This is a genomic window from Oceaniovalibus sp. ACAM 378, from assembly GCF_008085915.1.
Taxonomy (GTDB): Bacteria; Pseudomonadota; Alphaproteobacteria; order Rhodobacterales; family Rhodobacteraceae; genus Oceaniglobus.
The window spans coordinates 98,990-113,702 of the sequence record NZ_VSJK01000006.1; the positions used below are offsets into that span (position 1 = coordinate 98,990).

Annotated in this window: 13 protein-coding genes; 6 read left to right on the forward strand and 7 right to left on the reverse strand. The window is 62.2% G+C overall.

Going from position 1 to position 14,713, the window contains the following annotated elements:
• Positions 1–162 precede the first annotated feature (162 nt).
• Positions 163–1,494, reverse strand: a complete 1,332-nt coding sequence (locus tag FQ320_RS09325; RefSeq protein ID WP_148471514.1) for an amidase — start codon at positions 1,492–1,494, stop codon at positions 163–165.
• Between the two features lie 144 nt (positions 1,495–1,638).
• On the opposite strand from FQ320_RS09325, the gene FQ320_RS09330 reads away from it, so the two are divergent.
• Complete coding sequence (locus FQ320_RS09330; RefSeq protein WP_148471889.1) at positions 1,639–2,865, forward strand: FAD-dependent monooxygenase; 1,227 nt, start codon at positions 1,639–1,641, stop codon at positions 2,863–2,865.
• Between the two features lie 103 nt (positions 2,866–2,968).
• Positions 2,969–3,814, forward strand: coding sequence for a TIGR00730 family Rossman fold protein (locus FQ320_RS09335; protein WP_148471516.1), 846 nt, complete (start codon positions 2,969–2,971; stop codon positions 3,812–3,814).
• A 66-nt stretch (positions 3,815–3,880) separates the two neighbouring features.
• On the opposite strand, the gene FQ320_RS09340 is transcribed toward FQ320_RS09335, so the two are convergent.
• From FQ320_RS09340 to FQ320_RS09365, 6 genes are all read right to left on the reverse strand, one after another.
• Positions 3,881–4,339 (reverse strand): hypothetical protein, encoded by a 459-nt coding sequence (locus tag FQ320_RS09340; RefSeq protein ID WP_255509456.1) that lies wholly within the window; start codon positions 4,337–4,339, stop codon positions 3,881–3,883.
• A 41-nt stretch (positions 4,340–4,380) separates the two neighbouring features.
• Positions 4,381–5,586, reverse strand: a complete 1,206-nt coding sequence (gene rlmN, locus FQ320_RS09345; protein WP_148471520.1) for a 23S rRNA (adenine(2503)-C(2))-methyltransferase RlmN — start codon at positions 5,584–5,586, stop codon at positions 4,381–4,383.
• A gap of 132 nt (positions 5,587–5,718) precedes the next feature.
• Positions 5,719–6,012: a hypothetical protein gene (locus tag FQ320_RS09350; RefSeq protein WP_148471522.1), complete on the reverse strand. Its 294-nt coding sequence runs from the start codon at positions 6,010–6,012 to the stop codon at positions 5,719–5,721.
• A 116-nt stretch (positions 6,013–6,128) separates the two neighbouring features.
• Positions 6,129–6,671 (reverse strand): invasion associated locus B family protein, encoded by a 543-nt coding sequence (locus tag FQ320_RS09355; RefSeq protein WP_222861599.1) that lies wholly within the window; start codon positions 6,669–6,671, stop codon positions 6,129–6,131.
• Positions 6,672–7,136: 465 nt separating this feature from the next.
• On the reverse strand, positions 7,137–8,015 hold the full coding sequence (gene serB / locus FQ320_RS09360; protein ID WP_148471524.1) for a phosphoserine phosphatase SerB: 879 nt from the start codon (positions 8,013–8,015) through the stop codon (positions 7,137–7,139).
• A gap of 168 nt (positions 8,016–8,183) precedes the next feature.
• Entirely contained in the window at positions 8,184–9,581 is a 1,398-nt protein-coding gene (locus FQ320_RS09365; protein ID WP_148471526.1) for an aspartate aminotransferase family protein, read from the reverse strand.
• Positions 9,582–10,126: 545 nt separating this feature from the next.
• On the opposite strand from FQ320_RS09365, the gene FQ320_RS09370 reads away from it, so the two are divergent.
• The 4 genes from FQ320_RS09370 (at position 10,127) to FQ320_RS09385 (ending at position 14,145) form a co-directional block, all read left to right on the forward strand.
• Positions 10,127–11,125 (forward strand): ABC transporter substrate-binding protein, encoded by a 999-nt coding sequence (locus tag FQ320_RS09370; protein ID WP_148471528.1) that lies wholly within the window; start codon positions 10,127–10,129, stop codon positions 11,123–11,125.
• Between the two features lie 83 nt (positions 11,126–11,208).
• Positions 11,209–12,018, forward strand: a complete 810-nt coding sequence (locus tag FQ320_RS09375) for a taurine ABC transporter ATP-binding protein (protein ID WP_148471530.1) — start codon at positions 11,209–11,211, stop codon at positions 12,016–12,018.
• Positions 12,015–13,286 (forward strand): ABC transporter permease, encoded by a 1,272-nt coding sequence (locus FQ320_RS09380; RefSeq protein ID WP_148471532.1) that lies wholly within the window; start codon positions 12,015–12,017, stop codon positions 13,284–13,286. Before FQ320_RS09375 ends, FQ320_RS09380 begins: the two co-directional genes overlap by 4 nt.
• A gap of 163 nt (positions 13,287–13,449) precedes the next feature.
• A complete protein-coding gene (locus FQ320_RS09385; RefSeq protein WP_148471534.1) occupies positions 13,450–14,145 on the forward strand; it encodes an RraA family protein in 696 nt (231 codons plus the stop codon).
• Positions 14,146–14,713: the final 568 nt, after the last annotated feature.

Consider the following 14,713-nt stretch of genomic DNA (forward strand, 5'->3'; position numbering starts at 1 on the left):
GATCAGTGGCTTGAGCCTGCGTGCGAAGGCCACAGTCGCCATACACTTGGTCAAACCACGCGGACGAGCAACGCGCCCCGTCCGATCGGTCCGGAGCGGGTTTGCCATCGCAGGAGCCCGCAAACCGCCCGCCCCTGCGTTGAGGCGGGCGGAAAGAACAGTTCAGCGCAGCGCGCGTTCGGCGGCAGAGCCGATCCGGAGTAGACGATCCTCGTTCATCGCGGCGGATTGAAGCGTCACACCGCAAGACGGTATGCCCGACGGCAGGGTCAGCGCGGACAGGTTCATCAGATTGCCAATCCGGGTGTTGCGCAGGGTCATCAGATTGGCATTGATGAAATAATCGCTTTCGGTTTCCAGCCGTGCCTTGTTCGGCGGCATGATCGGGCAGGTGGGCACAAGAACCGCATCGAAGCGCGCCGTTGCAGCCGCATAGACTGCGCGGCAGCGATCGATCACCCGCCAGGCGGCAATATAGTCGCTGGCGCTGACCGCTGCGCCGCCCCGAAATCTTTCGCGCACCTGATCGTGCATCGCTTCGGGATTTGCCTCGATCACGTCTTTCCACACGCCATAGGCCTCGGGTGCGAACAGCAAAGCCGACTGGGCGTTTGCCTCGGCGACCTCTGGCAGCGCGATCCGTTCGATCACTGCACCTGCCGCTTCCAGACGCTGTACTGCGCTGTCAAACGCCGCCGCGACCTGCGGTTCCAGATCATCGAGCGCGAGGGTCTCAAGTACCGCGAAATGCGTACCTTCAAGCGTCGCGCCTGACAGGTCGGGCGCGCGGCGTCCCTCCAGCACGGCGAGCATCAGCGCCGCGTCCTCGACCGACCGGGTCAGCGGGCCGATGGTGTCGAATCGCGGGCACAGGGGCACGACACCTTCAACCGATACACGGCCCAATGTGGTTTTCAGCCCGACCAGATCGTTCCAGCCCGCCGGTGCCCGCACCGATCCGCCGGTGTCCGACCCGATGCCGCAAGCCGCCAGACCAAAGGCAACCGATGTCGCCGCGCCCGACGAAGACCCGCCGGACACCGCATCGTGATCGTTGAAACAGGGCGGCGAGGCGGTGACCGGGTTCAGGCCCAGCCCTGAAAACGCCAGTTCGGTCATATGGGACTTGCCCAGACAGACCGTGCCTGCCGCCGTCGCATTGCGCAGAACTTCGGCATCGCGGGCCGGGATGCGACCCTTCAACAGGGCGGACCCCGACTCGGTCGCGACACCTGCCGAGTCGAAAAGGTCTTTCCACGAGATCGGCACGCCGTCCAAAGGCGACTGGCGGTTGTCGGATTGTGCGCGGCCGCGGGCTGCGATGGCCTCGGCCCGGGCACGGTCGGGGGTGGTGCGGGCATAGATCCGGTTGCTGAATTCGTGGGATTCGATGGCGTCAATAAAACAGTCGGTCAAGTCGACAGGATCGATGTCGCCCCGCGCGATGCCACGTCCCAAATCGCCTGCGGTCATATTTCGCCATGTGTCGGTCATGCTTGTCCCCTGTTCCCGTATCGTGCACGACGCTAGCCGCAGCGTGGGTCGCGGACAATGGTCGGTTTCAAAGGGCGGTTTTGGCGACGCCATGGACAACAGGGCGCATGGACAATCCCGGGTGCCACGCCATAACTGGTGAGCATGATACATGACACCGACATCGTGATCGCGGGCGGCGGATTGAACGGCACGGTTCTGGCGCTGGCTTTGTCCGGCGCGGGATTCTCTGTGACACTCATCGATGCCCGCCCGACCGGCATACGCGCCGATTCCAAGTTCGACGGGCGGGCCTATGCGTTGTCCCATGCATCCTGCCGGATGCTGCAGACATTGGGATTGTGGGACGCGCTGGCTGAAACCGCTCACCCGATTCTTGAGATCAAGGTCAGCGACGGACGCACCGGCAGCGCGCCGTCGCCTTTGGCGCTTGAATTTCACCACGGTGAAATCGAGGAAGGCCCGATGGGGCATATGGTCGAAGACCGGCATCTGCGGGCTGCCCTGCTGGACGCCGTCGCTGCCGACGGAGGGATCACCGAGCTTTCGGGGGATCCGGTCATCGCTCAGGAAACACATGCAAACGGGGCTTCAGTGACGCTCGCGTCCGGTGCCTGCGTGACGGCTGGTCTGCTGATCGGCTGTGACGGGCGCGACAGCGGCACGGCGCGGCGGGCGGGTATCCGGCGCACCGGTTGGGGCTATGGACAGACCGGGATGGTGGCCGCCATCGCCCACGAGTTGCCGAACCACGGCATCGCACATCAGCTTTTCCTGCCCGAAGGACCGTTGGCGATCCTGCCGCTGACCGGCAACCGGTGTTCGATTGTCTGGACGATGCGCACCGAAGACGCGGCGGCGGTAAATGCGCTGCCCGGCGACCAATATCTTGACGTGCTGCGCCCCCGGTTTGGTGATTTTCTGGGGCAGATTTCGCTGGCGGGGGCGCGGTATACCTATCCGCTCGGGTTGTCTCTGGCTCAGGCGATGGTGGCGGACCGGGTGGCGCTGGTCGGAGATGCGGCCCATGCGCTGCATCCTATTGCCGGTCAGGGTCTGAACGCCGGTTTGAAGGATGTGGCGACGCTGGCTCAGGTTCTGACCGAGGCACGCCGCCGCGGCGAGGATTTCGGCCGTCGCGATGTGTTGGAGCGTTATGCAGGCTGGCGGCAGGCCGACGTGGCCGCGCTGGCCTTGGCGACGGATGGCTTCAATCGCCTGTTTTCAAACGACAACCCGCTGCTGCGCTTGGCGCGGGATGCCGGGCTTGCCGTGGTCAATGGCTGGCCCGGGCTGCGCCGCAGCTTTATCCGCGAGGCGGCGGGGCTGACCGGCGACGTGCCCAACCTGTTGCAGGGGCGCCCGATCTGAGAGGTACACTGGTCGATAGCCGGAATTTGGTTTAGGACTACAGGCCCGGGACCGGCACTGTGGTCAGGCCCGGAGCCAGATCCGCGACACAAAGGACAGCATGATGCACGATCAGCGGCCATCGCCGTTTCGCCGGGCGGGCGAGGATATGCGCACCGCCGAGGAAATCCCCGATACACCGCAGACCCGCGCGCCGTCCTATCGGCTGGCATTTGCGGATGAGGAATTCCTATGCCGGGAAGAATTGCGGCCTGTGCGTTGGCAGCTCGAGCTGATGAAACCCGAGTTGATGTTGTCCGAAGCCGGGATCAAATCGACTGTGGTTCTGTTTGGCGGTGCGCGGATTCCGCCCCCCGAGCGCGCGGATACGGCGCGCACCAAGACGCTGGCCGACCTGTCGAAATACTATGACGAAGCGCGGGAGTTCGCGCGTCTGATGACCATTCAGTCCATGGCGGATGGCGGGCATGATCATGTGATCGTGACCGGCGGCGGGCCGGGCGTGATGGAGGCGGGCAACCGCGGCGCGGCGGATGCGGGCGGGCGGTCGATCGGGCTGAACATCGTTCTTCCCCATGAACAGGCGCCGAACGAATGGGTAACACCGGGGCTGTGTTTCAACTTTCACTACTTCGCGATCCGCAAGATGCACTTCCTTGTGCGCGCCAGCGCGATCTGTGTGTTCCCTGGCGGGTTCGGCACCATGGACGAAATGTTCGAGGCCCTGACGCTGATTCAGACCGGTCGGATGGAGCGGATTCCGTTCCTGCTGTTTGGCCGCACATTTTGGGAGAGTATTCTGAACTGGGAGGTGCTGGCCGAGGCGGGCACTATTTCGGCCGAGGATCTGAATCTGTTCCGCTATGTCGACACGGCGACCGAAGCGGTTGAGGCGATCGCGACATGGGGCGACGCGGGGACCAAACGGGGTGAAATTCCCGATCTTTGACGCAGCAGCGGCAATGGCCGCGTTCAGAGCGGGCGCAGCCATGGGCTATCGCGGGGTTTCAGGACGCTACGGTTGCCGTTTTCCCGGCCTATTCGATGGGCCGGCGGTCCTGTTGCCGAGCCGGGACAGAATGGTCGCCGACTGGCTGTGCCCGGGGAACGGGCCGCCAAAACGGCGGGCCAGATCAAGATGACCATGGCCGAGTTCCGAGGCCTTGCACACACGCCAACCATCGGGCAGGCGAACCACGATCAGACCCCCACCCGCCGGTTTCAGAGCGAATCCGAACTGCGCAAGGCGTTGCGCCAGATCGGCCCACCCCGTCGCGCGGGCCAGATCCGGCGCGAGGAGCGACCGTACGGGAGCGAGGAGCGCCTCATCGGTCCTGACGTCCCTCTTCGGCGTATTGCGGCGACGCAACTCGCGCGCCAAAGCGTCGCGCACCAACTGTCCGACCGTTACATCGTCGCGCGCGGCGGTTGCCCGCAGGGCCGCAACCATTTCATCTGAGAGTTTCAACGTCACATCCATGAGCCAGCCTTGCCCCGGCCATGGTTAATAACGCCTTAAAGTGTCGGCGGGGCCACCGGTGCCCGTTCACGCTTCACCCGCTCGCTTTCGCTTTTCAACTGTCCGCAGGCGGCCATGATGTCTTCGCCTCTGGGGGTGCGGATCGGTGACGCATATCCGGCGTTATAGATGATATCGGCAAACGCCCGGATGCGGTTGTTGCTGGATCGGCGATAGGGCGCGCCGGGCCATTCGTTGAATGGGATCAGGTTGATCTTGGCCGGAATGCCGCGGATCAGTTCAATCAGCCGCCTTGCATCGTCGTCGCTGTCGTTCACCCCGTCCAGCATCACGTACTCGAAGGTGATTCGCTCGGAATTGCTGACCCGGGGATAGCTGCGCAGGGACTCGAGCAGCGCTTCGATGTTCCAGCGTTTGTTGATCGGCACCAGACGGTCGCGCACCTCATCGGTGGTGGCGTGGAACGATATTGCGAGCAGACAGCCGATTTCATTGGCGGTTCGGGCGATTTCGGGCACCACGCCCGATGTCGACAGGGTGATCCGGCGGCGCGACAGGGAAATCCCTTCGGGATCCATCGCGATGTTCATCGCGTCGCGCACGGCTTCGAAATTGTACAGCGGTTCGCCCATGCCCATCAGCACGATATTCGACAACAGACGTTGCTCATTGTGCGGTCCGTGGCCGGGCTCTGGCCATTCGCCCAGATCGTCACGGGCCAGCATCACCTGCCCGATGATTTCCGCGGCGGTCAGATTGCGCACCAGTCGCTGGGTGCCTGTGTGGCAGAACGAACAGGTCAGGGTGCAACCCACCTGAGAAGAAATGCAAAGGGTGCCGCGGTTTTCTTCGGGGATATAGACCGTTTCAACCTCGTGCCCGCCTTCGATTCGCACCAGATATTTACGGGTGCCGTCGCTGCTGACGTGACGCTGCACGACCTCGGGGATCGCGATGGAAAAGTTCTCGCTCAGCAACGCGCGATAGGGTTTGGCAAGGTTGGTCATCGACTCGAAGTCGCGCACGCCCTTTTCATAGATCCATTGCCAGATCTGCCCAGAGCGCATCCGCGCCTGTTTTTCGGGGGTTCCCGCTTCGATCAGCGCCGCGCGCATGGCGTCGCGGGTCAGGCCAACCAGGTTCACCGGCCCGTCCACCGACAATTTGCGGGGTAGGGTCAGGACATCCTGAGTGATCGGGGACTGTGGTGGTGGCGTGGCGGTGACATTGGTGGCGGTCATGGGGCAAACTCCGGCGGCTGGTCTGCCCTATATGTGATGAATCCGCGAAATACAAAGGGGGGATGGGGCAGGGCGTGTCGTCAGCGTGCCTTCGCCGCCATGTTAGGGGCCGCCATGTTACGGGCCGCCATGTTAGGGGCTGTCGTTTCGCAGGGCGCGGGCGCGGTTGGCAGCCTCGCGCAGGCTCAGCCCCGGCTCATGTTCGCGACGCCGCGTCGGCTCTGCCGAGTTGCGACCAAACAACAGCGCCTTGACCACCGCCTGAAGGCAGGCCAGCAGAATACCGAAAGCCGCGATGAAAAAGAATGCGCCCAGCGGCGTTATGGAGAAATCAAGACAGGCGCCGTTGAGCCCACCATTCAGCAGTGCCTCGACCGGGGTCAGAGTCCGCTCGCAGGTCAGCGATGCAAAGGGATCGTTCGCCATGGGTATCCTGTCCGATGTGTGTCGGCACCGGTGAAACAGAAAAACTTGGCGTCATTGTGGCGAATATTGTGCGGACCGGGCGCAGGCCATGGCCCGCGCCCTTACCAAAGCCCGGATCAGTTGGCGCAGCGTTTGGCAGCCTCGTCCATCGCGGCAGTGAATCCAAACAGCGAGAACGTATCCTCGGTCTGGGTGCCCCGGGCCGAGCGTGCGGTCAACGAGGCGTCCGATCCCCGCTTCAGGGCCGCCGAAATCTTGGCATCGTCGGCATCGGATGCCGGCCAAGCCCATTCACCGTCCACGAACAATTCGAAATTTTCGGTGCCCACGGACAGCCTGACGGTCGATCCGGGTGCAAATGGGTATCCGCCGGTAAAGGACACTTCGCCTTTTGTCCCCGATCCGGGGCGGAAGGTGACGAACATCAGAACGTCGCCTCTGCGCACCGCCACAACCCGGCCGTCACGCGTATTCACCGTCTGCTTGGGGCTCGACACGCTCCAGCATTCCTTGGGGTCATTTTCAACAAATACGGCCCAGGCGGTTTCGACCGCCACCCGATTCGTTGATTCGGCCTGCGCAAATGCGCCGGTCGCAGCCAGCGATGCCGAAGCGGCCAAAAATGTTGCGCTAAAGATCCGTGCGATTCGTGATTTCATGTGTTTCACAGCCTCCAGCTGCCTCTGCCTCTTGCCGGTGTGCGCGCCTGACCCGTCTCAGGCGGGCCTTGACCGGGAGCGATCCGTTTTCAACTATGCGCACAGACCTTAAAGGCAAAATGATGCGCGATGAAACCCCCTGTGGCGGAAAATCGCTGAACTGTGAAGGGTGCGCCCGTGAAGCCTGCTCCTGAACCGCTTGCTTTTGGCTTGGGCGGCGAGCTGATCGAACGGTTTCATGTCGGTCTCACAGTGGTTGCGAATGCCTCTGGTGGCATCTGAAAAGCCCGGGGTGATCGGTTTTGATCTATCCCCGGTCGTTGTGCAAAAGCCTTTGGGCGTTGACCCTGAGCGACAAAGGCGCCCCAAATACTCGGCTGGCTGCGCTGGCCCGTTCCGCGCACAAAGGCACGGATTGGACCGATCAAATCGGTAAGCCGGTAAGGCGAATTAATTCGGAAGGGTTCAGGGGAAAACGAATTCGGACTTCGCGTATCCCTGAAGATACAGCAGGGCGGTCAGATCTCCGTGATCGATCCGCAGTTGCGCCTGCGCAGCAACGCTGGGTTTGGCGTGCAGCGCAACGCCCGCACCGGCAGCGCGGATCATCGCAAGATCGTTCGCACCATCGCCCACCGCGATCACATCGTCGGGTGTGGCATTCAGCCGCGCACAGATATCGTGGAGCGCGTCCAGCTTGGCCTGCTGCCCAAGGATTGGGCGCGCAACCTTGCCGGTCAGTTTTCCTGCATCGGACAAAAGTGTGTTGGCGCGGTTCTCGTCGAATCCCAGACGGGTGGCGATTCGATCGGTGAACTGGGTGAACCCGCCCGACACCAGCGCGGTATAGCCGCCGTTGGCCTTCATCGTGGCCAGCAAGGCAGGGCCGCCGGGGGTCAGGGTAATGCGCCGCTCCAACACCTGATCGATGATTTTGACCGGCAGTCCGGCCAACAGCGATACCCGTTCATCCAGCGCCTGTTCAAAGTCCAGCTCGCCGTTCATCGCCCGCGCCGTGATCGCGGCGACACGGGGGCCGACGCCCGCCATATCGGCCAGTTCGTCGATGCATTCCTGCGCGATCATCGTGCTGTCCATATCGGCAATCAGGATTTTCCTGCGCCGGTTCGCCGTAGGCTGAAGGCAGAGATCCACGCCGTCGGCCCGGAGGGTGGCCGCAATCTCACAGAGATTGCGTGGTCGAATTTTCATTGAAAATTCGGCGGCCTCATCGGGCGCAAGCCACTGGACCGTGTCACCGCCCCATGCGTTGCGCAATGCATCGACCAGCGCGGGGGCAAGGGCGGGGCGGGCGGGATCGGTCAGCAAGGTTGCAGTGAACATGGCGCTTTCACGGTTCGGGACACGACTGTGAACCACGATCCGGCGCATTTGGAAAGGTCGGACGTCCCGGAGGAGAGATGTCGCGACCAGAGCCGAACGGGCAGGACCCATCCGCTCTGGTCGTCAATCATCCCCGCATGGCGAACGCCGTCCGAGAGGCCGGTCGCGTCAACCCAGAACCCGGGTGAGCGCCTTGTCGATGCCATCGGTAATGTGATCGATGTCATCGGTGGTGGCAATCAGCGCGGGCGACAGGCAAAGGGTATTGTTGCGGCCCGGGATGCTGCGGTTTGTCGCGCCGATGATGACGCCCTGCGCCATACAGTCGGCCACCACCCGGCCCACCAGCTTTTCGTTCAGCGGTTCGCGGCTGTCGCGGTCGGCGACCAGTTCGGCACCGCAAAACAGCCCCAACCCGCGCACATCACCGATGACAGGGTGCTTTTCCGCCAGCCGTGCCAGATTGCCCATCAGCCGCTCACCCATTTTCAGGGTGTTGGACAGCAGGTTCTCTTCCTCGATGATCGCCATGTTTTCCAGCGCCGCCGCCGGGCCTGAGGTGCAGCCACCGAAGGTTGAGATATCGCGGAAATAGCCCATCGGATCGTCGGCGTCGTCCTTGAACATCTCGAACACCGCTTCGGTCGTCACACAGCACGAAATCGCCGCATAGCCCGAGGCGACACCCTTGGCCATGGTCACGATATCGGGCTGGATGTCATAGTTCTGGTATCCGAACCATGTGCCCGTGCGTCCCAGACCACAGACGACTTCGTCGATGTGGATCAGGATGTCGTACTTGCGGCAGATCTCTTGCACGCGGGGCCAGTAACCCGGCGGCGGGGTGATCACGCCGCCGCCAGCCGTCACCGGCTCAAGGCAGATGGCGCCGATGGTGTCGGGGCCTTCGCGAAGGATCACCTCCTCGATCGCATTGGCGGCGGCGATCCCATAAGCCTCGCCGGACAGATGGCCGAGACCCTGTTCATGGGCGCGGTATTCCATGCAGTGGGGCACCGGGATAAAGCCGGGGGTGAAGGGGCCGTATTGCGCGTTCCGCTCTTCCTGACCGCCCGCTGACATGCAGGCGATGGTCATCCCGTGGTAATCGCGTTCGCGGTACAGGATCTTGTTCTTCTTGCCGCCGTATTTCTTGTGCGCGATCTGGCGCACCATCTTGAAGCCTTTTTCGTTCGCCTCGGACCCCGAGTTCGCGAAATAGACCCGCGACATGCCGGGCATCTTTTCAATCAGCCGTTTCGACCAGTTCGCGCCGGGAATTGATCCTGCCGATCCGGCGAAATAGCACAGTTTGACCAACTGGTCGCGCACCGCATTTGCGATCCGTTCGCGGCCATAGCCAACGTTGACGGTCCAGACACCGCCCGACACGCCGTCGAGATGTTCCTTGCCCGTGATGTCCCAGACCTTCATGCCGCGACCCTCGACCATGATCCGCGGATCGATGGTTTCGAAGGGCTTGTGCTGGATCAGGTGGTGCCAGACATGGGCGCGATCGGCTTCGATCACACCTTCGGGATCATTTACAGCAAAGGGGACGTTCATCAGGGGCTCCCGAAATTTTAAGTAAGGATGGCGCAGATGGCATCGGCAAGGGCCGATCCCGCAGTTGCGGTTGGCTACACTCTGCCTCACGACTGTCCGGCAGATTAGGGCCAGCCGAGGGCAACCGATAAGGCCAGTCCGGAGCGGTATCGGCAGGTCAGGCGGCGGGCGCGGGCCAAAGGCCAATCCCCCGGGTGTTTGGATGTCTCACGTTTCAGAAATCTGGCCGGGGATCGCATGGCTTCGCCCCGGGGGCAGGACCCCTGCTGGCGGGTTGGCGGCGGTCAATCCTGCAGGCCACCAACACATGATGTTCTTGACGGGGCTTCTGGATTCTGGATTTATCGACATGGGCACAGTGGTCGTATCGTGTCGGGGCGATCCAGAGGAACCTGTGCCACTTGGGGCTGCAATGCGCGTCCGCGCCCCCTGTGTGCGAGCGGGTGCCTGCGCGACCCGGGCGCGACATGACGAAAAAAATGAAAGTCGAGAACAACGAAAATAACGACCCGGCATCAGATCGGGCACCAACAAGGAGTGAACTGATGACCAAGACCACCATCAAGGGTCTGCTAGCCGGCGCTGCGCTGGCAATTTCTGCGCAATCCGCATTCGCCGCCGCACATATGGATGAAATCACCGTCGCCTATTTCCTGGAATGGCCGATGCCGTTCCTGGTTGCCAAGGCCGAGGGCAGATATGACGAAGCGCTGGGCGTCAAGGTCAACTGGCGGTCGTTCGAGACCGGAACCGCGATGTCTGCTGCCATGGCGTCGGGTGACGTGATGTTGTCCGTCTCGCAGGGGGTGCCGCCCTTCGTTGTGGCCGCGTCTGCCGGGCAGGACATTCAGGTGCTCGACGTCGCCGTATCCTATTCGGACAACGACAACTGCGTCGTTCGCACCGATCTGGAGATCGACAAGGACAGCGCTGACGAACTGGCCGGCAAAAAGGTCGCCGTGCCGCTGGGCACCGCGGCGCACTATGGTTTCCTGCGTCAGATGGATCATTTCGGCGTCGATGTCTCAGGGCTCGAGGTTGTGAACATGGCACCGCCCGAAGGTGCCGCCGCACTGGCACAGGGTGCTGTTGACTTCGCCTGCGGCTATGGCGGCGGTCTGGGCCGGATGAAAGAAAGCGGCAACGTTCTGCTGACCGGACCTGAAAAGGAAGAGTTGGGAATTCTGGTGTTCGACGTTACATCGGCCCCCGCCGCCTTTGTCGCCGAGAATCCGGATCTGGTTTCGGCCTTTCTCAAGGTGACGGCCGAGGTCAACGCAGAATGGAACGCCGATCACAGCGAAGCGATGCTGGCAACGATCGCCGAAGAATCCGGCATGGATCTGGAGGCCACCAGAGACTCGATTTCCACCATGTCGTTCCCGTCGGTCGAAGACCAGCTTGGGGCCACATGGTTCGGCGGTGCTGTCCTGCCCTTCATGAAAGGGGTGGCCGATGTCTTCGTCGAAGCGAAATCAATCGACAGCGCGCTCGACAGCTATGAGAGCACTGTGAACACCGGCCCTCTGGCTGCGGCAAAGTGATCTGACGCGGTTGCGTGGCGGTCCCGATTGCGGGTCGCCATGCAGCCGGATGCCAACGAAAACCTGTGAAACAGGAGGCGGTCATGTCGTCACTGAAAATCGACAATATCTCGATGCGCTTCGACCTGCCGAACGGCGGGGCAGTGCAGGCGCTGAAGAATGTATCGCTGGAGCTGAACCAAGGCGAATTGCTGTCGGTGCTGGGGCCGTCAGGCTGTGGCAAGACGACATTGCTGAACATCGTCGCTGGGTTTCTGGCCCCGACCGAAGGCAAGATCGTGCTGGGTGGCAAGACGGTCAAAGGGCCGGGTGCCGACCGGGGCATGGTGTTTCAGCAAGGTGCGCTGTTCGAATGGATGAGCGTGCGTGAAAACGTCGGCTTTGGTCCTTCGATGAAGGGCATGCCCAAGGCGGAAAAGAAACAGATCGTCGATCACCTGCTGGAAACTGTCGGGCTTCATGATTTCAAGGAAAAAGCAGTCTATGAGCTGTCGGGCGGCATGCAACAGCGGGTGGCGCTGGCCCGCTGTCTTGCCAACGACCCCGAGGTGATCCTGATGGACGAACCGCTGGGCGCGCTTGACGCACTGACCCGTGAAAAGATGCAGGGGCTGGTTCTGAACCTGTGGAAGGAAACCGGCAAGACCGTGATCCTGATCACCCATTCCGTCGAAGAGGCGCTGTTGCTGGGTGAACGCCTGTTGGTCATGGCGCCGCGCCCCGGACGCATCCACAGGGAATATCGCCTGCCCTTCGCGGAAATGGGCGTCAACTCGGACCTGCGCGAGGTCAAGAAACATCCCGAATTCAACCTCAAGCGAGAAGAGATCCTCAGCATGATCTGGGAAATGGAAGAGGAAATCATGGGTCCGAGCGAGGTGGCCGGCGCATGATTATCCTGTTGATCTATATCGCTCTTTTCGTCGGCGCATTTGTGGCGGTCAGCGCGATTGGCCATGCGCGGGCCAAGGCGCATGATTTCACTTCGCTGAAGACCGTGACCTTTGGTGATGAAAGTGCCGTTCGCCCGAACCGCGCCGCCAGCGTAATTTCAATCCTGGTGCTGTTTCTGTTGTGGGGCGCGTTCACCGGCTCAAAATGGTTGCCTGAATTCCTCCATGCACCCGGCCCATTCATCGGCGCCACCGAATTCAACTATACGCTAAGGACCGCCGACGGATCGACCGATGATGCCACGGTGACGGTCAATGTTTACGCGGCAGGTGCGGACGAAACGGCCCCCGAAGTTGACCCGGGCGACGGGATTGCCAAAAACGATTCCGCCGCGATCAGGGCGTGGCGGTCGGGGCTGATCCGGGTGGATCGCAACGATGAACTGGGCCGCGAAGACGGCGCCGAGATTGTCGCGATCAACGGCGAACCCATCGCCCCGGGCGGCGAGGTGTTTGTCAGCAACGCACGGCTTGGAATGTCGACAAAAGGCACCCTCAACTTCGTGCCCGACAAAGGCTGGCAGATGGAACCGATCTGGCTGCCCGCGCCGGAAACCGTGCTGAAGCGAACCTTCGAGATCGCAAGCGACGGGTATCAGAATTTCACGCTTGCCGAACATCTGTTCTGGTCGCTGTTCCGGGTGATCGTCGGGTTTCTGTGCGGCGCCATCGTGGGCATACCGCTTGGCTATGCCATGGGTCTGTCAAACTGGTTTCGCGGCTGGTTTGACCCAATCGTCGAATTCATGCGCCCGGTGCCGCCGCTTGCGCTGATCCCGCTGGTGATCATCTGGGCCGGGATCGGTGAGGTGGGCAAGATCATCCTGCTGTTTCTGGCGGCACTGTGGATCATGGCCATCGCGGCGCGCGCCGGTGTGTCGGGCGTGCGGATTTCCAAGGTGCACGCTGCCTATTCTCTTGGGGCGAGCAAGTGGCAGATCCTGCGCCATGTGATCATCCCGAATTCGCTGCCCGAGATTTTCACCGGTGCTCGGGTGGCGATGGGCGTCTGCTGGGGCACTGTGGTTGCGGCAGAACTGGTCGCGGCGGAAAAGGGTGCGGGCATGATGATCATGGTCGCCTCGCGGTTCCAGCTGACCGATATCGTGATCATGGGGATCATCCTGATCGGGGTCATCGGCTATGGGATCGACATCCTGATGCGGATCGCCGAAGGATACCTCGTGCCATGGAAGGGCAAGGGCTGAGGCGCGCCCGGAGATCTGTCCAGTGGACGGATTTCAGCGCCAAGCGGGCAGAGCCCCGGGCCGCCGGCAGGCACGCCCGGAGATCCTTCCAGCGAGTTGATTTTTGCGCCGAACGGGCAAAGCCCCGGGCCAAATGGCAGGCGCGCCCAAAGGAGATGACGAAATGATCGAAGAACCGCCGCTGATAACCATTGGTGCAAAACGCAACCGCCCGACCGAGGCCCAGATCGCCGCGTTTCAGGGCGTTCCGACCGGGTTTGTCAACGACGCGATGTTCGGTCTGGGTGCTTTGTCCCGCGATATCCGGCCCTTGGGCGAGGGGCGCGATCTGACCTGTGTCGCCGCTGGTCCGGCGCTGACGGTCGACAACCGACCCGGTGACCTTTTGGCGCTTCTCTGTTCACTGTCGGAAATCAGCCCCGGCGACATGGTGGTTTCCGCCTGCGCCGGGTTTCAAGGCTGCGCGGCAGCGGGCGACCGGGTGGCCGGGATGATCCGCAACAATGGCGCGGTGGGCTTTGTCACCGACGGGCCGATGCGGGATTATGCCGGAATCGTCGCCGTGGGGATGCCATGCTGGTGTACTGGCCTGACGCCTGCTTCGCCGTTTGGCAAGGGGCCGGGGCGGATCGGCCTGCCCATCGATATCGCCGGTCAACGGGTCGAAAGCGGCGACATGGTGGTCGCAGATCGGGACGGCGTGGTCATCGTGCCTTTTGCCCGAATCGACGAAGTGATCACCGCTCTGGAGCGGGTCACAGCGGCCGAGACCGAAATGGATGCCGAGGTGGCGGACGGGTTGCGCATTCCCGACGGCATCCGCGACCTTCTGGAAACAGATCAGGTAAAACGCATCTGATCATTCAGCCGATGAAGGCCCGGATCACCTAGCCCAAAACTGTGCCAGCCCCGACGCCCAAAAGCCAACGGGCGGCGAACCACAGCAGTCGGGCCACCCGTGATAGCCTTCGTCGGCGCCGGTCTTTCCGCGAAACATCCAATAGGCAGAGCCGAGCTCGATCAGGAGTGTGGAGATCGGCACGATTGGCGGACTAGCACCGCAGAGAAATTGGCCCGCCCGATGGAAAATGCGCGAAAGACAATAGGAAAGGCGATGGTGAGGGCAAACTGGAATCTCAGTCGATCGAGAGATCAAACCCGAATATCGGATGATTCTGGGCTTGGTTTCTCGGATATCAACCCATCTGAGCGGTTTGGCAAAGCGGCAATGATCCGCCACATGGTGGCATCGGGTCGGGGGCGCCGTGACATTCGGGTGCCAGTCTGTCTCGCAGAGTCGAAAAATTGTCTACGAATCGTTGTCCCGGTCGGGGGCAGGTGGCAATCGGGCAACGGTCGTGTGGCCGCAATGCCCTTCTGCTCGGGGGCGGCGGCAGGCGCGGCACACCTGAGGTCCGGCCAATCGG